This window comes from Ferdinandcohnia sp. SAFN-114, assembly GCF_059415045.1.
The window spans coordinates 82604-107304 of the sequence record NZ_JBPFDQ010000002.1; the positions used below are offsets into that span (position 1 = coordinate 82604).

The 24701-nt window shown below is 35.5% G+C and carries 26 protein-coding genes; 24 read left to right on the forward strand and 2 right to left on the reverse strand.

All coding sequences use genetic code 11. The features are described from left to right. Positions 1-91: 91 nt before the first annotated feature. The 24 genes from ACR65M_RS01155 to ACR65M_RS01270 all read left to right on the forward strand — a co-directional run bounded on the left by ACR65M_RS01155 (position 92) and on the right by ACR65M_RS01270 (position 21538). The gene (locus ACR65M_RS01155) at positions 92-841 is read left to right on the forward strand and encodes an energy-coupling factor transporter transmembrane component T family protein (RefSeq protein ID WP_440272331.1); all 750 of its coding nucleotides are present in this window, start codon (positions 92-94) and stop codon (positions 839-841) included. Further along, positions 838-1701, forward strand: coding sequence for an energy-coupling factor ABC transporter ATP-binding protein (locus ACR65M_RS01160; RefSeq protein WP_440272332.1), 864 nt, complete (start codon positions 838-840; stop codon positions 1699-1701). Before ACR65M_RS01155 ends, ACR65M_RS01160 begins: the two co-directional genes overlap by 4 nt. Next, positions 1698-2522, forward strand: coding sequence for an energy-coupling factor ABC transporter ATP-binding protein (locus ACR65M_RS01165; protein ID WP_440272333.1), 825 nt, complete (start codon positions 1698-1700; stop codon positions 2520-2522). The genes ACR65M_RS01160 and ACR65M_RS01165 overlap by 4 nt, the downstream gene beginning before the upstream one ends. A 52-nt stretch (positions 2523-2574) precedes the next feature. Continuing rightward, positions 2575-3243: an aspartate/glutamate racemase family protein gene (locus ACR65M_RS01170; RefSeq protein WP_440272334.1), complete on the forward strand. Its 669-nt coding sequence runs from the start codon at positions 2575-2577 to the stop codon at positions 3241-3243. 77 nt (positions 3244-3320) lie between these two features. Continuing rightward, positions 3321-4244 carry an NAD(P)-dependent oxidoreductase gene (locus tag ACR65M_RS01175; RefSeq protein ID WP_440272335.1) on the forward strand — a complete coding sequence of 308 codons (924 nt, stop codon included), beginning with the start codon at positions 3321-3323 and terminating at the stop codon, positions 4242-4244. A gap of 50 nt (positions 4245-4294) precedes the next feature. Continuing rightward, complete coding sequence (otnK, locus tag ACR65M_RS01180) at positions 4295-5530, forward strand: 3-oxo-tetronate kinase (protein WP_440272336.1); 1236 nt, start codon at positions 4295-4297, stop codon at positions 5528-5530. Between the two features lie 16 nt (positions 5531-5546). Further along, positions 5547-6137 carry a class II aldolase/adducin family protein gene (locus ACR65M_RS01185; RefSeq protein WP_440272337.1) on the forward strand — a complete coding sequence of 197 codons (591 nt, stop codon included), beginning with the start codon at positions 5547-5549 and terminating at the stop codon, positions 6135-6137. A gap of 50 nt (positions 6138-6187) precedes the next feature. After that, the gene (locus ACR65M_RS01190) at positions 6188-6361 is read left to right on the forward strand and encodes a XapX domain-containing protein (RefSeq protein ID WP_099353743.1); all 174 of its coding nucleotides are present in this window, start codon (positions 6188-6190) and stop codon (positions 6359-6361) included. Between the two features lie 208 nt (positions 6362-6569). Then, the gene (locus tag ACR65M_RS01195) at positions 6570-6902 is read left to right on the forward strand and encodes a nucleotidyltransferase domain-containing protein (RefSeq protein ID WP_440272338.1); all 333 of its coding nucleotides are present in this window, start codon (positions 6570-6572) and stop codon (positions 6900-6902) included. A gap of 99 nt (positions 6903-7001) precedes the next feature. Then, complete coding sequence (locus ACR65M_RS01200; RefSeq protein ID WP_440272339.1) at positions 7002-7448, forward strand: DUF6376 family protein; 447 nt, start codon at positions 7002-7004, stop codon at positions 7446-7448. Between the two features lie 155 nt (positions 7449-7603). Further along, positions 7604-8278 carry a GntR family transcriptional regulator gene (locus tag ACR65M_RS01205; protein ID WP_440272340.1) on the forward strand — a complete coding sequence of 225 codons (675 nt, stop codon included), beginning with the start codon at positions 7604-7606 and terminating at the stop codon, positions 8276-8278. 52 nt (positions 8279-8330) lie between these two features. After that, positions 8331-9383 carry an NAD/NADP octopine/nopaline dehydrogenase family protein gene (locus ACR65M_RS01210; protein WP_440272341.1) on the forward strand — a complete coding sequence of 351 codons (1053 nt, stop codon included), beginning with the start codon at positions 8331-8333 and terminating at the stop codon, positions 9381-9383. A 33-nt stretch (positions 9384-9416) separates the two neighbouring features. Then, on the forward strand, positions 9417-9995 hold the full coding sequence (locus ACR65M_RS01215; RefSeq protein ID WP_440272342.1) for a hypothetical protein: 579 nt from the start codon (positions 9417-9419) through the stop codon (positions 9993-9995). A 30-nt stretch (positions 9996-10025) separates the two neighbouring features. Next, entirely contained in the window at positions 10026-10835 is an 810-nt protein-coding gene (locus tag ACR65M_RS01220; RefSeq protein WP_440272343.1) for an energy-coupling factor transporter transmembrane component T family protein, read from the forward strand. Positions 10836-10875: 40 nt separating this feature from the next. Beyond that, positions 10876-12639: an ABC transporter ATP-binding protein gene (locus ACR65M_RS01225; protein ID WP_440272344.1), complete on the forward strand. Its 1764-nt coding sequence runs from the start codon at positions 10876-10878 to the stop codon at positions 12637-12639. A gap of 84 nt (positions 12640-12723) precedes the next feature. After that, a complete protein-coding gene (locus ACR65M_RS01230; RefSeq protein ID WP_440272345.1) occupies positions 12724-13614 on the forward strand; it encodes an NAD(P)-dependent oxidoreductase in 891 nt (296 codons plus the stop codon). A 159-nt stretch (positions 13615-13773) separates the two neighbouring features. Then, positions 13774-14466, forward strand: coding sequence for a GntR family transcriptional regulator (locus ACR65M_RS01235; RefSeq protein WP_440272346.1), 693 nt, complete (start codon positions 13774-13776; stop codon positions 14464-14466). 72 nt (positions 14467-14538) lie between these two features. Further along, positions 14539-15738, forward strand: a complete 1200-nt coding sequence (locus ACR65M_RS01240; RefSeq protein WP_440272347.1) for a trans-sulfuration enzyme family protein — start codon at positions 14539-14541, stop codon at positions 15736-15738. A 133-nt stretch (positions 15739-15871) separates the two neighbouring features. Further along, a complete protein-coding gene (locus tag ACR65M_RS01245) occupies positions 15872-16630 on the forward strand; it encodes an amino acid ABC transporter ATP-binding protein (protein WP_440272348.1) in 759 nt (252 codons plus the stop codon). Between the two features lie 17 nt (positions 16631-16647). Beyond that, positions 16648-17460 carry a transporter substrate-binding domain-containing protein gene (locus ACR65M_RS01250; RefSeq protein ID WP_440272349.1) on the forward strand — a complete coding sequence of 271 codons (813 nt, stop codon included), beginning with the start codon at positions 16648-16650 and terminating at the stop codon, positions 17458-17460. Positions 17461-17635: 175 nt separating this feature from the next. Then, positions 17636-18319: an amino acid ABC transporter permease gene (locus ACR65M_RS01255; protein WP_440272350.1), complete on the forward strand. Its 684-nt coding sequence runs from the start codon at positions 17636-17638 to the stop codon at positions 18317-18319. Between the two features lie 12 nt (positions 18320-18331). Beyond that, complete coding sequence (locus ACR65M_RS01260; RefSeq protein WP_440272351.1) at positions 18332-19024, forward strand: amino acid ABC transporter permease; 693 nt, start codon at positions 18332-18334, stop codon at positions 19022-19024. Positions 19025-19092: 68 nt separating this feature from the next. Further along, entirely contained in the window at positions 19093-20124 is a 1032-nt protein-coding gene (locus ACR65M_RS01265; protein ID WP_440272352.1) for a uroporphyrinogen decarboxylase family protein, read from the forward strand. 73 nt (positions 20125-20197) lie between these two features. Then, positions 20198-21538 carry a hypothetical protein gene (locus tag ACR65M_RS01270; RefSeq protein ID WP_440272353.1) on the forward strand — a complete coding sequence of 447 codons (1341 nt, stop codon included), beginning with the start codon at positions 20198-20200 and terminating at the stop codon, positions 21536-21538. 102 nt (positions 21539-21640) lie between these two features. Here ACR65M_RS01270 and ACR65M_RS01275 read toward each other — a convergent pair whose 3' ends face one another. Both ACR65M_RS01275 and ACR65M_RS01280 read right to left on the reverse strand, forming a co-directional pair. Further along, entirely contained in the window at positions 21641-22957 is a 1317-nt protein-coding gene (locus tag ACR65M_RS01275; protein ID WP_440272354.1) for a short-chain fatty acid transporter, read from the reverse strand. A 144-nt stretch (positions 22958-23101) separates the two neighbouring features. Next, positions 23102-24502: a M20/M25/M40 family metallo-hydrolase gene (locus ACR65M_RS01280; RefSeq protein ID WP_440272355.1), complete on the reverse strand. Its 1401-nt coding sequence runs from the start codon at positions 24500-24502 to the stop codon at positions 23102-23104. Between the last annotated feature and the right edge of the window lie 199 nt (positions 24503-24701).

A 24701-nucleotide genomic window follows, 5' to 3' on the forward strand; every position in this document is an offset into this window, starting at 1 on the left:
AATTATATAAGAGGGCTTGAGAGTATTAACCCAATTTTTTGCCATAAATCAGCGAAAAAATGAACCTTAATATGAAAGGGGAGATACACATATGAAAAAACTAAGAAGCTTTATTCTAAATCTTTATCCAACTACTAAATTCTTTGTTGCCGTCTTTTTGATGATAACCCCATTACTGTTACCAGGTTATTTATATTCATATTTGGCCCCCGTGTTGTGCTTAATTATTGCGATGGTAGCTGGAAAAACAAAGCTATATATAGACATCGTCTTTAAGGGATTGATATCGATTGTTGTCATGATTTTTCTTTTGCAATCATTTTTCTATCCTGGAGATACCATATTATGGTCATGGAGCATATTCTCCATTAAACAAGAAGGAATTGATTTTAGTTTACAACTAACATCCAAAATATTAGCGGTTGGATCAGCAATTGTTTTATTTTTTCAGATTACAAAAATTAATGATTTATCCCGTTCTTTAGAAATATTAGGAGTTTCGCCAAAAGCTACATATGTCCTTTCATCTGCACTTAATATTATTCCAGAGATGAGGCTGCATTTATTACGAATTATGGATGCACAAAGAACTCGTGGTGTGGAGACAGAAGGTAATCTTAGTATACGAATGAAAGCATTTATCCCTGCATTAACCCCACTGATATTATCATCATTTTCAAGTACAGATGAGAAAGCTATCACTTTAGAATCTAGGGCTTTTACAGCTCGGACCAAAAAAACAAGTTTACACAAATTAGAAAAAACTAAGAGTGATAATTTAGTAAGGGCAATATTATTGATTGTATTTGTTTCCATCTTGATTTGGAGGTTTTTCTTATGAGTGGAATAGAGATTCGAAATCTATCTTATAGGTATCCTACTGGAAGTGAGAAGGTTTTGCATGATATTAATCTTACGATCGAAAGCGGAAAGTTTTATGCCTTAGTGGGTGTTAATGGCGGGGGAAAGACAACACTTTGTAATGTTATTCGAGGTTTTATTCCACACTTTTTTAAAGGAGATCGAAGTGGAGAAGTGTTGATTGACGGTAAGGATGTTACTGATTGGGATACAAGTGATCTTGCGCAGAAGGTGGGTTTTGTCTTCCAAAATCCTTTTACCCAAATCAGTGGTGTAAAAGAAACTGTTTTTGATGAGATCGCTTTTGGACTGGAGAATCTAGGGGTTGAAGTGAGTGAGATTAAACAGAGGGTTCAAGATATCATTAGTTTGCTTGGTATTGAGTATATCCAACACAAAAACCCGAATGAGCTATCAGGTGGACAAAAACAAAGAGTGGCTTTAGCGTCGATTATCGTAATGGAGCCAGATATTCTTATTTTTGATGAACCTACATCACAACTGGATCCACAAGGTACCGAGGAAATATTTAAAGCAATTGATATTATGAAGAAAAAAGGAAAAACAATTATATTAGTAGAGCACAAAATTGAGTTAATTGCTGAATATGCAGATTATGTTGTCGTTATTCAGGATGGATATATTAAGAGACAAGGAAGAACGGAAGATGTGCTTTCTGAAGAAGATACACAGGACTATGGTGTAGGATTAACCCAGTATACACTATTAGACTTACAAATGAGAAAACATAATATGAATACAGAAAGAATTCCTATTACTGAAAGAGACTCCGTTCAAGTGATGAAACAATGGATGGAATTACAAGGGGTGAGATCATGAGCTTTTTAACTTTAAATGACGTTACCTATTGTTATCCAAATGGTTTTAAAGCTGTTGAAAATGTCAGCATGTCTTTCGATAAGGGTGAATCGGTAGCCATAATTGGACAAAATGGGGCTGGGAAAACAACAACAGTGAAAATGATGAATGGATTAATAAAGCCAACACAAGGTGATGTTATCATTGATGGCTTGAATACTAAAGATTATACGACAGCTCAGATTTCTAAAAAGGTTGGTTATGTCTTTCAAAATCCTGATGATCAAATTTTCCATGAAAATGTAAGAAGTGAAATCAGGTTTGGGCCAAAGAACCTTGGGTTTTCGGAGCAGAAAATTGAAGAAAACGTAATGAAGGCAGCAGAATTGACAGGAATTGTGCCATTCTTAAATATACATCCGTATAACTTGCCTTATTCCCTGAAGAAATTTGTCACAATTGCCTCGGTAATTGCAATGGATACAGACACGATTATCTTAGATGAGCCAACAGCTGGTCAAGACTCATTAGCCATTGAAAGATTAGGGTTCATTATTGATTCATTAGTTCGAGAAGGGAAAACGATTATTACCATTACACATGATATGGAATTTGTCGTTAATAACTTTGAACGTGTCATCGTGATGGCAAATAAGAGAGTAGTTGAGGATAATCATAAGCAAGAAATTTTCTGGAACCTTGGTGTCTTGGAAGAAGCGATGTTAAAACAGCCTCATATCAGTCGACTAAGTAATACATTAAATCTTAATGAAAAAGTATTAGATATAAATCAAATGATAGATGTACTAAAAAAAACATCAAGTAAGTTAGAGGCTATTTAATAAAGAGGCAGTATGAAACTCTCTAACTACTAGAATACAAAGGAGAATCGAAATGAAAATTGGTATTATTCATGCAACGTGTAATGCTGTCCCACCTTTAAATGCAGCTTTCAAACAGCTAGCTCCAGAAGTAACAGTTTTAAACTTTGTTGATGAAAATATCCAGTACCACGCGAATCAAATTAATGGACTCGATGACAAATTATATCGAGATTTTGTCAATATGGCCAATAAAGCACAAGAAGCGGGAGTAGATGCGATTATTGTAGCATGCACCGTACTGACCCCTGTAGTGGATACTGTTAAGCCATTTATCTCAGTACCAATCTTTGCGGTGGATCGTCCGATGTTAGAGAAGGCGGTTTACAATTACAAAAAAATAGGGGTTGTGGCAACAACAGCACCATCTGGACCAGCAACAAAAGCCCAATTAGAGAAACTTGCCAATGAATTGGAAAAAGAGATTGTAGTAGAAACACAAATTACCACTCAGGCCATGACAGAATTGAAAGCTGGAAATGAGGAAGAACATAATCGTCTTAACCGTATTGCGGCAGCGGAGCTAAAAGAAAAAGGATGCGATGTCATCATTCTTGCACAAATTACACAGGCATGCGCAGAATCTGAAACGAGCACATTAGGACTTCCAGTGTTGACAAGTCCGAAAGAAGCAGTAAATGCAGTTATGGGTGCTTTGGAGCGAGTAAAAGTAAATAGTTAGTGAGTACGAACTTATACAATACCATCCGAGTTACATCATAGAACTGCAAAAACTTCAAGTAAAAGGAGAGATTTTCAATGAAAGTAAGTTTTATAGGATTAGGCGTAATGGGTACAGGAATGGCATTTAATCTTGCAAAAGGTGAAAAAGAAGGTGAGTATGATTATCTAGTGTGTGATGCAAATCCAAATGCATTAGAGCAATTCAAGGCTCAAGGGATTAAAACCACAACGAATGTGATGGATACAGCAGATAGTGATTATGTATTTCTTTGTTTACCAGACTTAGAGATTGTAAAAAAAGTTGTATTAGGCGAAAACGGCTTATTAAAATATATGGAACCAGGTCAGAAGATTGTTGACTTTAGCACAATTAGTTATTTAGGCGCCATCGAAATTGCAGAAACCTGTAAAGAGAACGGAATTGAATATATGGATTGTCCTATTTCTGGACATCCGAGAACAACTGTAGATGGAACGCTTAGTATCATGTGTGGTGGGAACGAAGAATTATTTAACACAATAAAACCTATGCTTGATCGTATGGGAAAACAAATTCTCTATATGGGTGAAATCGGGGCAGGACAACTGACGAAGATGATTAATAACTGTGTATTAAATATTTGTTGTGCTAGCTTTAGTGAACTATTACCAGTAGGTGTAAAACTTGGTTTAGATCCAGAAAAACTAGGTGACGTATTAATGACAGCAACAGGATCAAGTTTTGCTTCAAAAACATTGATCCCTAAAATATTAGAAGGAAATTTTGAACATAGTTTTTCACTAGAGAGAGCATATAAGGATATGGAAAGTATGAACGAAGTACTAATGAAATACCAGATTCCACTACCAACTTTGAGTGGAACCATGCAAACATATCAACTTGCATTACAAAACGGACACGGTGATTACTACAAGCATGCAATGATTCGTTACTTTGAAGATATGTTGGGCGTGGAAGTACGTAAAAAGAATATTGAAGAGGCAGAATTGGTTAAATAACAGTCATGATTAGAAAAATCATCTTGAATAAATAAAAAGGGGTGAATCTAATGCGGTTTGGAGTTATTGCAGATGATTTTACCGGCGGAAGTGATATCGCTTCCTTTTTTGTAAAAGGTGGACTGAGTACGGTTTTATACAATGGAGTACCGAAAATCGATGAGGCTCCAAATGTGGAGGTATGTGTAATTGCCTTAAAAACCCGCACTCAAAATCCAAAAGACGCTGTCAAAGATTCACTCGAGGCGATAGGCTGGTTAAAAGAGCAAGGTGCTCAACAGTTTTACATCAAATATTGCTCTACATTCGATTCGACACCCGAGGGTAATATAGGACCAATCTGTGATGCGGTCATGGAAGAGCTGGATGTTCCTTATACGATTCTTTGTCCTGCACTTCCGGTAAATGGACGTACTGTTAAAGAAGGATGTTTATATGTAAATGGAGTTCCATTGCATAAGAGTCCGATGAAGGATCATCCACTTACACCAATGTGGGATTGTGATCTGGCTCGTTTAATGGATGCACAAAGCAGATTTCCAAGTGTGAAAATGTCAGATGCTTTATACAAGGAAGAAGTAGATGAACTAATTACAAGAATAACAACACAAAGTACGCATTCACATTTTTATATCGTGCCAGATTACGAGATAGAGGAAAATGCGGAAAAGCTGGTTCAGTTATTTGGAGGGCTCAAACTTTTAACTGGTGGTAGTGGCCTTGCATACCCATTGGCGAAAATGTATAAGGAAAAAGAAGAAATGGATGGATTTGAACGTTCTAATACTCCAGCGTTACTATTAGCAGGAAGTTGCAGTGAAGCGACTCGAAACCAGATATTAGAATATCAAAAGTCTGGTGGTAAAACTTATTTCATGGATCCGATTAAATTGATTTCAGGTGAAGAAACGGTCGAAAAGATTTGGGATGTGATTTCTCAAAACAAAGAAGAATCAATCCTGGTATACAGCAGCGACACACCTGAGAATGTCAAACGTATTCAACAACAAGGAAAAGAAGAAGTTGCTGGGAAATTAGAAAAGGCAACTGCAGATTTAGCAGAACTTGCTGTTCAAGCTGGGTTTCACAGAATCATAGTTGCAGGCGGAGAAACGAGTGGAGCTGTAGCAAAAAGGCTTGGGTATAATGGATACCATATAGGAGATAGTATCACACCTGGAGTACCCATCATGATACCAATGGAAGATAATCGAATTCGAATGGTGTTTAAGAGTGGAAACTTTGGAAAATCTGATTTTTTCCTTCAAGCCTTATCTTTAACATAAGAGAGAAGTGGTAAATATGGATCATACATTAGATAAGAAGATTGAAGATGCTATTTGGGTTGCCAAAAGTCTCTTTCAACGTGGGAAAGCAAGTGGCAGCGTTGCGAATCTAAGCTTCCTACATGAAGATAAAATTTATGTAACTGCTACTGGAACATGCTTTGGAACGCTAAAACCAGAAGAGTTTACTGTTATGGACTTGGATGGAATTCAATATGATGAAGTAAAACCAAGCAAGGAATGGCCGTTACATTTGTCCGTATACAAAGCTAAACCAGATACTGGAGCAGTTCTTCATGTGCATAGCACTTATAGTGTGCTTTGGAGTTGTCTACCTGATCTAAATGAATCAGATTGTATGCCGGATCATACTCCATATTTGAAAATGAAATTGGGAACGGTTGGCTTAATTCCATATGAAAAACCCGGTAGTCAAGAATTGTTTAACGTATTTGAAAAACGCGTAAATGCTAGTGATGGCTGGCTGTTGAGCCATCACGGTCCGGTTGTACCAGGTAAAGATATCATGGAAGCATTTTTTGCATTAGAAGAGTTAGAGGAAAGTGCGCACATTGCTTGGGAGCTTCGAAAGCTTAATACAAAATGACAAAGATAATTTTTGTCACACATTAGAAGTAGGTGAAGAGGGTGAAAATAATGTTGCATATTATATTAGCTGTTTTTGCTGGTTTATTGATTGGCTTTTTATTTGGACTGACTAAACTACCGATTCCAGCACCACCAACTTTATCTGGTATTGGAGGAATTCTTGGAATTTATTTAGGATACAAAATCTATTTATCTATCTTACCTGTAATAACAAAGTTATAATCAAAAAGACCTTGTCGGATGTTCCGCAAGGTTTTTTCCTTTAAATTGCATAATGATAATTCCCCGAACAACTATAGTAAAGAAGAAAATTTGGGTAATGACAGTCACCCATTATGGCATTCTTTTAAATATTGGACACACGGTTAATACTAAAGGTGTATACATTATTTAAAAGAAGAATAGAGGTGTCATTCTGGGTACTGTTGAGGTGTACGGGTTAAGTCAATATTCCAAGGGTGAACTAACATCAATGGTCATGTCTCACATTGACGAGGCTCTTGATGATTTTGATCTTGAAATTAAGAAGATAGCCATTATCGGGAGTCGTTTATACGGCAATTTTCATGCTGAAAGTGACTTGGATATTGTCATCGAATATAGTGGAACTGAACGAGAAGATGATGTTTTTCATAATCTTATGGAGGAACCTCTTTATATCGACCATATAAAAGTTGATTTTTTGCCGTATTGGGATATGAATGGTGATGGAATTGGAAATCGTAAGCATATTATTCTTTTTGATGATTCATATCATTACTAATATATGACGTTGGAAACACATGGGGCTAGCTAAGAAAAATGAAACTTTTCCCGTTTTGTATCGTATATATGGTATGCTTACAAAACAGGAGGGGATATAGTGAAGAAACGATTTTTAGTTTTTTCTTTAATAGGGTTGCTATTTCTTGGGGCTTGTTCCGTCCTTGAGGATGTTAATAATACATTAACGTATGTGAATGAGGCAACGGATTATGTCAATGAGGTAAGTACTTTTGTTAACGAGGCTCCCAGCCTAGCAGAACAGGCTGTTACCGATGAGCAAGCAAGAGCAGATCTTGAAACGATGTTAACTGAAATGCAGGAAGACATGAATTCATTTAACGCGCTGCAACCACCAGGAGTCGCAGAGGATCTTCATCAGCAAATCGTCGATTATAACCAACAAGCAGAAGAAGGCGTTAATTTGTATCTTGATAATATCGAGAATGGACAATTCGACCCAGCTCTTCTTGAAAATAGTGAGTTATTTCAAACGTTGGAGAACGTAACGAATACGATTGATCAAATACAACAATTAGGCAATTAAACATAAACCAGGCGCAGCTCTTTTTAATAGAGCAAGCGCCTGGTTTATTATTTTATAGAAAAAAATATACTAAATTTTCTTTACATTTAAAACATTTAGAAATATAATTGTATACAAATATTCAATTATTTATTTATATTAGGGGAGGTGAATAAATGCATTTGAAAAAACCGACGTTGACAAGAGTTTCTGCAAAAGACATTGCTTACTCAGAAATAAAGGAGCGTATTCTTAAATGTTCTTTCAAGCCTGGGGAACAAATCGTTGAAGATGAGTTAGCGAAAGAATTAGAGATTAGTAGAACACCCCTAAGAGAGGCGCTTCAACGTTTAGAAATAGAGGAGTTAGTTGAACGACAGTCAAACGGTCGTTTAAAGGTTGCATCTATTTCTGTACAAGAAGTGAAGGAACTATTCCTTGTCCGAAGCTTGTTAGAAGGAATTATTATTGTCGAGGCAATTGATAATATTACGGAAAATGACATTAAGCATCTTGCGTATCATGCTTTTATGATTAAAAATAATTCAAGCGAAAACAACTATGAGGATGTAGATCATTTTGGAGGTCAGTTTCACACAACTCTATATACTCTTAGCAACAACCAGACAGTTATAAAAATTTTATTTCAATTAAATGATAAAATCTCTAGATATAGGCGTCTAGCACATCAAGTGGATACAAAGAAAACCTCAGATGAGCATGAGACAATCCTAAACTTTATTATTCAGAAGGATAAAATAAATGCAGAATTAGCAATCAAAAAACATATTTTAGATTCAATGGAACAAGCCGTAATGGGGGTGAAACAATATCTAGAATCTTTAAAATGACAGATCGTTTTATAGGTTAAGTATTAAATTAATAGATGCAAGGAGGAGTTATATGTCTTTTGCGGTTATTGGAGCAGGTAATACAGGTCAAGCTATTGCTGCATACCTCTCTCTACAAGGAAAGAAAGTTAAGCTTTATAGTCGAAGTCCAGTAAAAGCAGAAATTCTATCGTTTCAGGGTCTAGAACTAAAAGGGATCTATTCAGGAAAAGTTCCGATTCAAGCATCACCGCATATTAAAGAGGTAATTGAAGATGCAGAATACATTATTATAGCAACTACAGCATCAGGCCATAAACCTATATTCAAAAAGCTAAAACCACATTTGAAAGAAAACCAAACCATTGCAATATTCCCTGGATATTGGGGAGCAATTGAATGCAGAGAAGTTCTTGGTAACGATATTGAAGAAAAGAATCTTACAATCGCGGAAACAAGCGCAATGCCTTTTATTTCAAAAGCAGAATCCACTGGTACTGTAACAATCAGTAGAATTAAGCAAAATGTACAAATTAGTGTAATACCTACCTCTAAGAATCGTACTATCTCAAAATACTTCCTAGAAACATTCCCACAATTAATTTCAGCAAACAATGTTATTGAAACATCTTTAAACAACTCTAACGTCGTAGTACATACTCCAATTACATTATTTAACGCTAGTAGAATTGACTCTGCAAGTGAATTTAGATTTTACGGTGACGGAACCTCACCATTGACTGTTTCGTACGTTGAAAAACTTGATGAGGAAAGGATCAGACTTGCTGAACATTTTAATATAGAGACACAAAGTATCCTATCTATCTTAAACGAGTTCTATAAAACTGATTTTCCAACTTTACTAGAAGCTTTACCAGGGTTATTCCCAGACGGATTGGCACCAACCACTTTAGACTATAGATATATTACCGAGGATATACCATATGGGCTTGTGCCTATATCAGAGTTAAGTAGAAAAATAGGGTTAGAAACTCCATATACAGACTCACTTATTAGTACTGCTTCACTGTTAATGGAAAAAGACTTTAGATCGGATGGTGTCAGTTTTGAGGGACATACAGCCGAAGATATTAATCGTTTGAAAGGGCTTACTCAATATATTTAAACAAAAAATAATGAATATGTAGGAGGTTATGTGATGACACAAGTAGAGTTAGGTACAAAGCTTTCAATGGTAAAAAGAAAGGTAACAGCTGTTGATTTAATTACCATCGTAATATTTGCAGTCTTATATCGTGTACTCTGGTATTTCTTCAAATTTGCTGGTGTTGTTTTCCCGTTCAACCATACTTTTGTTTACTTGTTCTGTGCTTTTGCTTTAGTGCTATGTTGGGTAGTTGTAAGAAAGCCTTATGCATCAGTTTATTTTACAGCCGCGTGGTGTGCTATTAATTTCTTTCTACAAGGCGAACTCCCAATCTATTGGATTCTAGTTGTCATTGCACCAATTCTACCGGAATTATATTTAAATAGCAGAAGTAAAGCTTTTGCAAATCCGAGTGATGTTTATTCTAGTACAAAAGATTTGATTGTAGCTGCCTTACTTTACAACGCAATTTATGAAATTTTTGTTTGGTGGAGCATTGTGTATCCTTACCAAATCCCAGTGCCGTTCTATTTAATTGCGATTGTTTTTGCAATCTCACTTGTTGGAATGATTATTGGAACAGTCATTGCTAAGCCACTTGGGCTAAAATTAAAAGCTCTTTTAGGATAATGAAAATTGATTTGTATGGAGGTGTAAGCTATGGCAGCAAGCGATTTTGTTGTAAATCTAGATAAAGGAACGTGGGTTCATAAGTTGGACCCACGTGCTAAATTACTTTTGATAATTGGATTCGTCGTAACACCATTGTTATTTATGGATCCCCTCTATTTAACGATTATCCTGCTGATAGGTATACCTATTTGGTTATCAGCGAAGATTCATATGAGATCAATTATGCCTTTACTTGGCACAATCGTTATACTTGCCATGTCAGCAGTTATTTTCTCTACTTTTTATAATTATGAACAAGCAAATGCCAATGTCCTATTTTCAATCGGTTCGCTTCAAGCGACAGATATCGGCCTATATTCTGGTTTGGTGCTTGGATACAGAATAGCTATACCATGTTTTATGACGATTGTTATTATAACGACAACTGACCCCGCATTGTTGGCAAAGGGTTTAATGAAGATGAAGGTTCCTATGAACATCGCCTTTATGTTTTTAGGAACATTAAGGTTCTTCCCATTAGTTTTCGAAGAATTAACAAATATCTCAAATGCACAAACCATTAGAGGCGTTAATAAAAAAGGGATAAGAGGAAGTTGGAACAGTTTTAAATTAGCGGCATTTCCTCTGCTGATTAATTCGTTAAGAAGAAGTAGAACAATGGGCCTTGCTGTTGAAAGTAAAGGATTTAGCAAAATGGCTTGGCGGGAATATTATCAAGATATGAAACTTGAAAACAAAGATTATGTAGTCATCGTTCTAACTATTGTATTCTTTGCCGGTGCGTTGTATGTAAGATATGGTCTCGGATTAGGGGCAGATAATTCATTTATAGCATAAGTACAATGTTACACTAAATCCTTTGCAAAGGAGCGAACTTATGAGCACAGATTCAATTATTCATGTAAAAGATCTTAATTTTTCGTATCCTAATGTCGATAAAAAGACGTTGAAAAATATAAATTTACAAGTAAACAAGGGAGAATTCGTCCTTATATCAGGTACAAGTGGAAGTGGAAAGACAACCTTAGCAAAATGTCTCAATGGAATTATTCCGCATTTATCTGAAGGAAACCTAGAAGGAGACATTGTTATTAATGGGAAAAACACTCAATACGTTCCAATGCATGAACTTTCATCCGAGATTGGAATGGTGTTTCAGAACCCAGAAGATCAGATTTTTTCAATTCGTGTAGAGGACGAAGTGGCATTCGGAGTAGAATGTCAGGGCTATACTCAAGCAGAGATTAAAAAACGCGTTGCGTACGGTCTTCAGAAGTTACGATTAGAAGATATTAAAAAGCATATTACGTTTTCCTTATCAGGTGGACAGAAGCAAAAAGTTTCCATAGCTAGTAACCTAGCGATGTTACCATCTATCCTCATACTTGATGACCCAACCACTGACCTTGATCCGGTTAGTAAGCAGGAAGTAATGGATATTCTTGCCGAGTTAAAGCAAGAACTAGATACTACTTTTCTAATTATTGAGCATGATCTGAATGATTTAATTGAATTTATAGATCGAGTGGTTATCATGCATGAGGGGGAAGTCTTGTATAATGGGTGTCCTGGTGAAATCTTTAATAAACATTTTTATGAACTAAATGAATTAGGGATAAGAATCCCTGATCATATAAGACTTGCAAAATATTTATTTGAAAAAGGTTTTACTTTAGATACTTTTCCTATAACGAAAAAGGAAGTTTTGGAGTGGGCAAAGCAGCTCTTAAAGTCTAAGAAGTTAACATTTCCAGAACAAAAAATTAAGCCGAAACAGGATTATTCCGAATTGGTTGCAACTTTACGAAAAGTAGATTTTAGTTATAGTAAAGAAAAACAAATACTCCATGATATTAATTTAGACATCCGAAAAGGTGAACTATTAGCAATCGTAGGTCATAATGGCTGCGGGAAGTCTACATTAATGAAGAACTTAATAGGACTGTTAAAACCTACACATGGGGATGTCGAAATCAACTCTAAAAATACGAAAAAGAGCAAGGTCCAAGATATCATTTTAGATATTGGATATGTTTTTCAAAACCCAGATAATCAGTTGTTCTGTAACACTGTTGAAGATGAAATTAAATTTGGGTTAAAAAATAGAGGCTATGCGGAAGACATTATTAATCAACAATTAGAGTTAGCTATTAATACAGTTGGACTTCAAAATAAAAGAAAAGAACATCCTTTCTCTCTGAGTAGAGGAGAACGTCAAAGATTAGCAGTCGCAACCATGTTAGTGTCAAATCCGAAAATTATTCTGTTGGACGAACCAACTACGGGACAGGATGAACAAAACTTAAAGTCGTTATTATCCTTAATGGAAACGTTAATCAAGAATAATCAAGCAACCATTGTTATGATTACTCATGATATGGAAGTGGTAGCTCAGTATGCTAGTAGAGTGGTTGTAATCGACGCAGGAAAAGTTGTGATGGAAGGAGAGCCGAATGACGTATTCTTTAGTAATTATGAAAAGCTACGTTCATTAAAGCTTAAGCCGCCAATTATTTCTCAATTTTCTGCAGAGCTAAGTGAATTTGGATTTCCTCATGTCTCGAATTGGAACAAATTCAGTGAGCAATTCATTCAAAAAGACAAAGAATTAGCCGAAGAATCTAAAAGGTCAATTGTTTAATAGTATCTTAATACACCTACTTATGCAGTAGGTGTATATTTCATTTCATTTAAATTTGATATAACCATTATTAATGAGAAAGGAATGAGGGAAATCAAAATCAAAAGTAGTCTCGTTATAGGTTTTATAGGTATAGGTGTTATGGGGAGTGCTATGGCTAAAAACCTTTTACTTAGCGGTTATAAACTAAATATTTACACCAGATCCAAGAAAAAGGCTTCGAACTTAATAAAGTTGGGTGCGATTTGGAAGGAATCTGTAAGAGAAGTTGCATTAGATTCAGACGTAATAATTACTATGGTAGGCTTACCTTCTGATGTTGAAAATCTTTATTTGAAGAAGGACGGTATTATAGAAGTTGCGAAAAAAGGCACATTAGTAATTGATATGACAACGTCAAAGCCTTCCTTGGCCAAAATAATATTTCAGAAAGCATTATCGAAAGGGATATCAGCACTTGATGCACCAGTTTCTGGAGGTGAGGATGGTGCTAAAAACGGTAGTCTTACTATTATGGTTGGAGGTTCAGAGTATGATTTTAATAAAGCACTACCTATATTAGAAATTATGGGTAAAAACATCTACTATGAAGGTACAGCTGGAGCTGGACAGTATACAAAGATTTGTAATCAAGTGGCAATGGCTATCAATATGGTTGGTCTATGTGAAGCAATAATCCTTTCGAAAAAAGCCGGTCTGGACCCAAAAGGAATAATTAGAACATTAACTAATGGAACATCGAATAGCTGGGTTATGGAAAACTTAGCACATAAAATGATTGAAGGTGATTTCAAACCAGGATTTTATGTAAAGCATCTAATTAAGGATTTAACCATTGCTTATGAAACCTTTGAAGAAATGAATGTGGATGCGCCTGGACTGAAATTAAGCTTATCATTGTTTAAACAGCTGGCAGAAATGGGAGAAGAAAACAATGGCACGCGAGCAATAATTAAGGTATATGAGACTGAATAGGAAATTTTATGTTATTTGCAATATATAGATGGTGAAAAAAAAGTTGATAAATATATTGACAATTATAAATATTTAAATTAACATAACTGTATACAATAATTGTATACAGTTTTTGAATACAAAGAATGCATACAAAAATACGAATAGCGAGGTAAGTCAATGCATAATCAGTTCAATAGCCCACCAACAAAAGGTTCAGCGAAAGACTTTGCTTATTATGAAATTAAAAGACGGATAATAGATGGTATATTACAACCTAATCAACCTGTTAGCGAAGAAGATTTATCCTCAAAATTAAATATCAGCCGAACACCTTTAAGGGGTGCTTTAGAGAAACTTGAATTTGAAAAAATGGTCATACGTCAGCCTAATGGAAGGCTAAAAATAGCTCCAATTTCTGTAGAAGAAGTAAAAGAAATATTTAACGTTAGATCTAAATTAGAAGAAATTGCCGTTGCTGAGGCAACAGAAAATGCTACAGACGAGGATATTAGGAATCTAAAAGTTATTGCAGATAACCTTAGAGATGCCTCTAAAGAGGGGAACATAGAAGAGCTTTTAAAGTATGGAGTTGATTTTCATTCGTATATTTATGAATTAAGTCGTAACGGGACAGTTAATAACTTTTTATCACAACTATATGATCATATTCATAGATACAGGCGCTTAGTTCCAAATCAGAGTGTGAAACGAGCAATAGAAGAGGGAGAAGAACATCAGCTTATTTTGGAATGTATTACAAATAAAGATATAAAAGGAGCTGAGTTAGCAATGAAAAAACACATACAAAATAGTTTGTCTTCTGCCATAACGGCAATTGGTATATATGAAAAAAATAACTCTATTTGGTAACTTATCTTACCAACTACGTTTACTTCCAAATGAACTTACTATTAAACAAAATGGAGAGGGGTATTAAAAGGTATGATGAAACCATGGAAATTTAACACTCAAGCTGTTCACAATGAGCAACATCCAGATGAAAAGACTGGAGCAGTATCACAGGTAATAATACCAGCTGTAGCATATTCATTTGAAAATGCAGAATCTGCAGTTGAAGTTGTAACAGGGAAAAAAGAGGGGAGATATTATGGTCGATATGGCAATCCGACTACTAGAACATTAGAAAAAAAAATAGCGTCCTTGGAAGGTGCTGAAGATGCCTTGGGAGTCAGTAGTGGCATGGCGGCGATAAGTGTAGCATTAATGGCTCATCTTTGTTCAGGTGATCATGTTGTTGTAACTAAGGATGTATATGGAGGAACCCACAAATTTTTATCAACTATTGCTAGTAGGTACGGGATTGAATATGATTTTGTAGACTGTACAAATTTAGCTAACATTGAAAGCGCTATCAGAACAAACACACGTGCTGTATATATAGAAACACCTTCGAACCCGAGTCTTACTCTGATTAATATTAAGAAGGTCTCAGAAATTACTAAAAGATACAACCTTGTTTTAATAGTAGACAATACGTTTATGACACCATATTTACAAAAACCATTGGAGCTTGGAGCAGATGTAGTTGTTCACAGTGCTACAAAATATTTAAATGGGCATGGTGATGTTATTGCAGGTATTATTTGTGGAAAAAAAGAAATGATTGATTTTATGCGTAAAGATATTATGGGAGACTTAGGGCAAAATCTGAATGCTTGGGAATCATTTCTAATCTTAAGAGGAATAAAAACACTCGGAATACGACTGAAGCAACATTGTCATAATGCACAAAAAGTAGCAGAATATCTTGAAAGCCATCCATCTGTAGAAAATGTTTACTATCCTGGTTTACAATCTCATCCTCAACATGAACTTGCAAAACAACAAATGAAAGGTATGGGGGGGATTGTGTCATTTGAGGTTAAGGGAGGTGTTCAAGCAGGAAAAGAGTTTATTAGTACCCTAAAAATTGCCATGATTTCTTTTAGTTTAGGAGATCCGGAGACTTTAGTACAACACCCGGCTTCAATGACTCATTCATCAATTCCAGAAGAAAGACTTTCAGATTTTGGGATTGCAAAAGGTCTAATTAGATTATCTGTTGGGTTAGAGGATGTCGAGGATATAATTGCAGACTTAGAGCAAGCGTTAACGTCTATTACTGTAACAGTTAATAAGTAATAAATGTGAGATATGCTTTATCATAAATGAATGATATATTTTTTTACTATAAAGTTTCTGAATATTCCATCTTGTGTACAGTTATTGTATACAAATCGAGGCGTGAATTTCTAATGAAAGGGAGGGTAACTAGATGCTATCTTTAAAAAATCTTCGGATATCATTTGATAATAACGAGATTCTAAAGGGGATAAATCTAACAGTTAATAAAGGGGATGTTGTAACTTTTATTGGCCCAAGTGGAACTGGAAAAACAACTTTGTTGAGATGCTTAAATTATTTAGAAAAGCCAAATGATGGGGAGGTGATTCTCTCAGGACTTCATATTGATTATAAATCAGTGCAGAAAAAAGATATCCTAAAACTTCGAAGAAAAACAGCGATGGTCTTTCAACAATTCAATCTATTTAAACATAAAACTGTCATTGAAAATATAATGGATGCTCAGATAGTGGTACAAAAAAAGTCTAAAAAAGAAGCATATGAAAAAAGTCTTTTGGAATTAGAACGAGTAGGTTTACTTGATAAAAAGGATATGTATCCCTCACGTTTATCAGGAGGTCAGCAACAAAGAGTAAGCATCGCTAGGGCGTTAGCACTAGAACCAGAGGTTATTTTATTCGATGAACCTACTTCTGCACTTGATCCCGAATTGGTAGATGAAGTTTTGAAGGTAATTGAAAATGTTGCGAAATCTGGAGTAACAATCCTTTTGGTAACACATGAAATGAGGTTTGCAAAAAATATTTCTACAAAAGTTGTATTTATGGATAAAGGGTATATTTCAGAAGAAGGGCCGCCCTCCCAAATTTTTGAAAACTCAAACAACATAAGAACAAGAGAATTTTTAAAGAGTTTTTATGAGGACAATTTAATTTCAAATAATGGATGAAAAGGGGATGGAACAAGATGATTAAAAGAACAAAGTTATTTATATTTTTAGGCTTAGTCTTATTATTAGCAGCATGTAGCGGTGAAGCCTCATCGGAAAAATCAGAAACAGGTGTTAGAACGATAGAAGTTGCTGTTCCTCCGACTTCAAAACCATTAAGTTGGGAAGAAAATGGGAAACTAGTAGGATACGAACCTGACATTCTTAGGCTTGTAGATGAAAAATTAGCAGATTATGAGTTTAACCTAGTAGGTGTTGCTGATAGTGCAGCTGAAATAGGTCTTGATACAGGTAAGTACGACATAATTGCTCAAGGCTTATTTAAAAGTGCGGAACGTGAAGAAAAATATCTATTACCTTCTGAAAACAATGGCGCAAGTTTAATGAAAATATATACGAACAATAAAGATATTAAAGAAATGAAGGATCTAGTTGGTAAAAAAATTGTTCCTACAACTCCTACCGGAGGGGTTTTCAATTTCTTAATGGCCTGGAATGAAGAAAACCCTGAACATGAAATTGAGTTCCAAACATCAGACGCAGGTTTATCGTATGCTGATCGTTTAAAAGAAGTTGATTCGGGAAAATACGATGCTTTAATACTTCCATCCAATTTGGGGCAAAGCAAAATTATTGAAAATGAGAACTTGAATATTCATGTAACTGATCCGGTTAAGGTTTTTCCAACATATTTTTTAATCTATAAAACAGAAGAAAATAAAAAATTCGCAGAAGAAGTAGGCAATGCATTAAAGGAACTAAAAGAAGAGGGTAAACTATCTGAATTATCGATTAAATACTATGACGAAGATGTATTTATACATGAATAAAGTTGACTAAAGGGAAAAACAACTGGACCCCATTATAATGAGACAAAAATGCAGAACTTGCTTGGATGAGAATGGGGTCTATGAAAAACTTTAAAGATTCACATATACCAACATGAATCTGCCATTGTTCTAATTTAGTGAGAGAAGGGTTGCCGATACAATGGATTTTATATTTATGATTGAAATACTTCCGAAGTTTTTAAGTGTCCTTCATATAACCATTCTGATCATTATTGCATCCTCAACATTAGGATTAATTTTAAGTATTTTTGTAACAATGATACGAATAAAAGAGATTAAATATCTTAGTAAAATTATGACTTTGTATATTTCTTTTACAAGAAGTGTGCCAATTGTCCTTCAATTATTCTTAGTCTATTATGCTCTTCCAGTCCTTTTTTCACTAGTGGGAATTAATATTAGTAATATAAGTGCTGTGATAGCCACAATCCTTGCATTAACTCTATATAATGGAGGTTATTTGGCTGAGGTTATTCGTCCTGCTTATTTAGCGGTTGAACGGGGTCAACATGAAGCAGCGCTAAGCTTAGGCTATACACCATTTCAAAAATTGACAAGAATTATTGCACCTCAAGTCATACCAATAGCACTACCTGGATGGGGAAATGCCTTAATTTATCTCATTCATGATACCTCATTAATATTTGTTATTGGAGTGCTCGATATTATGGGTGTTGCAAATTTATTAATTTCTCAATCCTATGGATCTAATCAAGTTGAAATCTTTCTAACAATAGCCGTTTTATTTTGGATTCTATGCCTTGTATCAGACAATATTGTCCGTTTCCTTGAAAAGAGAATCAAATATTCACAAATAGGTAGCGGAATAAAACAGTAAGGGGGGGGTAAATTGTTCAAATTTGATATTCTTGTAGAGGATTTTGTAGGCATTTTAACGGTTGTCCCTAAGACACTATTATTAGCTTTAGTTATACTACTAATCTCAACACTCCTAGGGGGAATTATTGCAATCATTCAACAATATAAAATCCCTGTAATCTCCCAGTTAATCACAGTCTTTAAATCATTTTTAAGGGGAACCCCAGCAGTGGTATTGCTTTATATTATGTATTACGCCTTACCTCAAATCAGTCATCTTCTATTATCGTTAATAGGAATAGAATTTAATCCAAATAATTTAAACCCAGTTATCACAGTTATCGTTACCTTTTCATTAACCTTATCTGCTTTTCAGTCAGAAATTATTAGAGGTGCATTTCTTTCTGTAAATTATGGGCAGATTGAAGCAGCACATTCATTAGGATATAACTTTTTACAGACTCTTTGGAGAGTCATCGTACCACAAGCATTAACCGAAGCTCTTCCAGACTTTTTGAATTCTTATATGGTTATAATAAAAGCGCTTTCACTAGCATTTTTAATTACTGTTGTAGACATTTTTGCTAAAGCAAAAATAGTAGGAGCAATGACGTTCAGATATTTAGAAGCTTTTGTTGCGGCAGCTCTGATATATTGGTGCATCAGTGCATTATTAACTTATCTTGTAAATAGATATGAGATTAGCCTAAGAAAAGGGCATTAATTCAACTATTTTGATAAAAAACCTATATTTCAAAAGGTTAAATATATTAAGTGAAGGAGATTTGTGAAATGAATAAGTTTGAGCGTATTAAGGGTGCATTGAATTCAAAGGAAGTAGATCGAGTACCTGTTAGTTTGTGGATGCATTTGTCAAAGGATGATATTAACCCAGGTATTCTGGCAGACTCTCAAATAGAATTTACTAAGAAATACGACTATGATTTTATAAAATTGATGCCCTTTGGTTTATATTGCGTGGAGGATTGGGGAGCTCAAGTACAATACTTTACAAGGACGAATCGTCCTCCAATCATTAAAAAATACGGAATTCAATCAATTGAAGATTGGGGGAAATTAAAGGCCTTACCAGCTTACTATGGCACCTATGGAAAACAACTTCAATTGGCACAATATGTTAGTGATAAAGTGAAAGGTGAAATACCATTTGTTCAAACTATTTTTAGTCCGTTAACGGTTGCAAGAAAACTTGCTGGAGATCGAATACTGTTGGATATGAAAGAAAGACCTGAACTAATTAAAAACGCGCTTGAAATAATAACAGAAACGACTATTAATTTTGTTAAAGCAAATATAGAAGCCGGTGTAGATGGATTCTTTTTTGCGACTCAATGTGCATCGTACGATCTTTTAACAGAAGAAGAATACAAAATATTTGGCGAACCTTTTGATTTAAAGGTAATAGAAAGCTATAACAAGGAAACATTTTTAAATATTGTGCATATTCATGGTGATAAAATTATGTTCGACTTAATTAAGGATTATCCAGTTAATTGTTTGAATTGGCACGATCGTTGGACTGCTCCTACATTAGCTAAAGCACGAACACTGACCAATAAGTGCTTACTTGGAGGAGTTAGGGAAGTACCATATTATGATGAGAATAATAGAATAATAAGAAATAGTTTATTAATTGATGGTACTGTAAATGAAGTAGAAAACCATGTAAAAGAGGCTATAGAAGAGGTTGATGGTAAAGGGTTAATTATAGGTCCAGGTTGTGTAATAGACCAGGCTACACCAGAGAAAAGTCTTTTTGCAGTTCGGAGAGCCGTTACTGCTAATCAGCATACATTAACGTAGCTTTACCATAAATAATGAATAAGGGCTTCGTCCTCTTACGGAGCTCTCTCAAATTTATAAAGGAGTATTCATCTTGCAAGAGTGGAGTAATCGTATCATTTTACTACTTATTATTACCTATATTATCACACAATTTTATTCACCTCCTGTACTTTATATGGTTACCGTAATTTTAACAACTTTAGTGATGATAGTTAGTATGATATTTAGCAAGCATCTCCCTCGTATATTTAGTGGTACTATGGTAGGCATTGGCACTATTATTCTGTTTATACAAAAAGCTGGTTTTGATGCTTGGGCAGAGAGCATTACAAAAAACCTACCACTTGTGTGCTTGATAATTGTAGTTCCAATTTTAACTGTTCCTATTGAAATAGGAAAATACGATGGTTATATTGCACAATTTACTTCCAAGTTTAATGGTAAACCACAATTGCTTTATATATTATTATCAAGCACTTTCTATATTTTAGGTCCAATAACCAATTTAGGATCCATCCATATTATTCATTCCATGGTAAAAAGATTGAACCTTCCAGTAGAATTTTTAGGCAGACTATATATTAGAGGGTTTTCTTCAATTAATACTTGGTCCCCTTATTTCGCATCCGTTTTTTTAGTTGTGTATTATTTGAATATACCAATGTTGTATTTCTTACCATTTGGATTGTTACTCAGTTTTTTTCAATTCTGGACAGCAAACATCTTATTTTCAATTAAAGAAAAACACTCTATTAATTTTGAGGCTATGGAACCGAAAGTCAATATTCGCACAAAAAAACTATATGAACTACTTTTTTTCCTTCTATTATTAAGTGGAACAATCTTTTTTCTGGAGGCTAAAATTGCGATTAATGTAAGTGTATTAATAATAATTACGGCAGTTGTTTATTCTTTCATTTGGGGAAAATATTTAAGAGAATTTAGACGTTTCAAAAAAGAAGCAATCCTTTTTCGAAAAAATATAATGCCATCCCAGGCAAACGAGGTTTCCTTGTTTTTATCTGCTGGTTTCTTTGGAGTTGTACTGTCAAAAACAGTTATTTCCGATTACTTTAGTTATTTGTGGACTCAAATTTCTCATTTATCTATTTTGTTATTGATTCTATTTACAATCGCACTTGTAGGTGTTTTATCATTTGTTGGTATTCATCAAATTGTCGTTATAACCTCTATTCTTTCTAGCGTTTCACCAACGAATTTAGGTTTGCATGATATTACGTTTGCGATGATTTTACTAAGTGCTTGGGCAGTAGCAGGGACTGTATCACCAATCACCCCTACAAATGTTGTTACTTCAAATATAATTAAAGTTGATGTATATCAAATTATCTTGAAATGGAACCTACTGTATACAGTTATAATTATGAGTGTACATACAATGGTTATATATTGTGTGCACTTGTTGTTATAAATCATGGTTATAGAATTATTAAGAAAAGCAGCTTATCAATTACTGTGACCACTGAATAAAACAGGCGCAGCTCTTTTAATAAAGATTGCGCCTGTTTTCTATTTAATACACAAAATAAATCAATATCGAAGTCACAATCCCAATCCACACACTTAGTAGAATACAATAGCCCATAATGTGACGAATATGAAGTCCAACAATACTTAAGATCGGCAATGCCCAGAATGGCTGGATGAGGTTCGTCCATGCATCTCCCCAGCCGACTGCCATCGCGATAACGGCAGGATCGGCACCTAGTTCCATCCCTGCAGGTACTTGAAGTGGACCTTGTAGTGCCCACTGACCGCCACCTGATGGAGCGAGGATATTGACGAGTCCAGCTGTCCAATACGTAAAGACACCAAATGATTCTGTGCTTGAAATGGATGTCATACCCCTGATAATGGTATCGGCAAGTCCGGAGCTACCGAGTAGTGCGATAATCCCCGCATAGAAAGGAAATTGTAGAATGATAGGCGAAATAGATCCGGCAGCTTCCTTAAATGCATTTCCATATTGTGCAAGTGAGCGGTGGAAGAGCAGTCCTAATGATAAAAATAAGATATTAATAAGGTTCAAGTTGAGGTCCACACTTTTAGCGAACTGTAGCAACACATAAACGATACCAACTAAGCCAATTAAAATACCCAATATTGGTGTGTTCTCTAAACGAATGGCAGGTGAATTAACGTCTTCTTTTGTAACAACTTCTGCTTGTGGTGGTTCCGCTTTTGCTGTATATGGGATGATATTCTTTTTGGGAGCCATTAATAGGATAAAAATAGGAATTGTAATGAGTAGTGCAAAGAAAATGATGACCGTACCCGGGTGGAAGATGGTTTCAGAGGTTGGGATAACGCCCATTACATCGGCGAGAAAGTGATCTTCTGTTGCAATCGTTAGAAGGATTGAGCTCGAAAGACCAGCTGTATAAAGTACAGTAGGAGCATAGGCACAAGCGACCAAAAGTGGGAAATGAGCGTTTTTATTCCTTTTTCCTACCTCACGAGCGACGATGGCACCAACAACAACAGCGAGCCCCCAGTTGACATAATACGCAGCAGCCGAAATTAAGAACGTGAATAAATACGCCTTTGTTGCCGTATTAGCTTTAGCTGAGATAGCCTCTAAACCCTTTCGAACAAAAGGAACCGAAGCAAGGACCATCCCCGTCATAAGCAAAAGCACCATTTGCATCGTAAACGCTAAATAAGTCCAAAATCCATCTCCGTAAGACTGAAATAAATTCGCAGGATCAGCAGGAGCTGTAAAAAAGGCCAAGACAAACACAAACAAAGTCATCAAGACAGCAATAACAAACGCATCAGGCAAATACCTCTGAATTACTCGTGAAAAGCGTTCTGACACTCTGTTTAACATTTTTATCCCTCCTTTTACTACAAAAGGTATGAGGGGAGCGAATTTTGTATGACTTGTTTTCAATAAGTCTCTTTGGAGTATTTTTCCTTAACTGAAAAATGAACAAGCAAGGCCAAATGCCCTTGCTTGTTGTTTAATTCTTTCTTATTTTAAAGACTGCTCATGATATAACTCTGGGTCTGCTTTCACTTTCGGTCCTTTTTTAGGTTTTGGTCCCATATTGTCAAAACGGGCTTGATCATAGATGGCGGAACCTACGATTTCAGCAACATCTTGGAGTTTTTCCTTACTTATTTTGTCTAACGAGTCTTCTGGTGTATGATACCAAGGCTCTGAAGGGCTATGAATAAATAATGCAGCAGGGATTCCAGCTTCTGCAAATGGAACATGGTCACTTCTGCCACCAGCATAAAATGGAGTAGGTTCTCCATTCAATCTTGTACTTGATGCTTGTGCAAGCTCAGTTACTAGATTTGGTTTACCATCAAGTGTCGCCATTGTTAGGTTACCTGCATCACGACTTCCGACCATATCTAGATTAAAGTTTGCAATAATACGATTGAGGTCGTCCTCAGGTAGATTTGCCACATAATGTGCGGAGCCAAGTAGCCCATTCTCCTCAGCACCAAATGTTATGAAACGAATTTCAGTATCTGTAGGTAGGTTTTTAAAGACACGAGCGAGCTCAAGTGTCATAGCGGTCCCTGAAGCATCGTCATTTGCTCCAGGTGCACCAGCAACGGAATCGTGGTGAGCCCCAACAACAATGACATCATTGGTATCTTTTTTCTTATTGGTTGGCTTTTTCGTTGCAATTACATTATGAGAAATACTCTCACCTGCTCTAGCACCTTCAACTTGGAGTGAAGTATGTAGGACCTCTCCACTTATAAGTGCTTCATGCAGTGCATCACCTTCTGCTTTCGTTAGCGCAACAGCAGGTACATACTTGTCGTTCGCTTCTCCAAGTGTTCCATTAACTGCTCCTGACGTATTGTTGAAAATAATAACTCCTATTGCTCCTTTTTCAGCAGCATTTAAGACTTTCTCCCCAAACGAGATCTCGCCACGCTGAATAAGCGCAATTTTTCCAGTAAGGTCAGTGTTTTGAAGTTCAGCAACTGTCCCTAATCCTGCATAAACTAGTTCCCCTGAGACATTTCCATTTACAGTATAGGTGAACGAACTTGGGTTGAGGGTACCATCATAACCATTAACTGAAAGTTCAATTGCACTTGGAGGTGTATAGCCATAGAAGGTAAATTGTTGAATTTCAGTTTCGTAACCATAGGATTCGAATTGTTCTTTTATGTATTGAACAGCGTTGTGTTCTGCTTCAGTCCCTGCAACACGCGGTGTTTCAGAAAGGGATGCAATATTGTTATAAATATTGTCTACATTAAGTTGATTAATCACCTTGTGATCAAAGAACTTCTCCTTCTGAGATTGCGTCACTACGATTGGTTTTGCAAATACTACAGGTGTAGCAATAGCCCCAAATGCAAGTGTTGTAGTGAGTCCAAACGATACTACTAGTTTTTTCATGAAATTCCTCCTTTTACTAGATTCATAGTACAAGGTAAAGTTTATATCATTTGGAAAATTCTAATAAGTGTAGGAATCCTTAGACAAACATAGGCTTAAACTCATATTTATACTTCAAAGTGGCTAGAAAAGGACTTACTCCCTATGAGGAAAATACTTCCAGAAATAAATCGAGGTTTGGGTATTGTCACATTGAAGA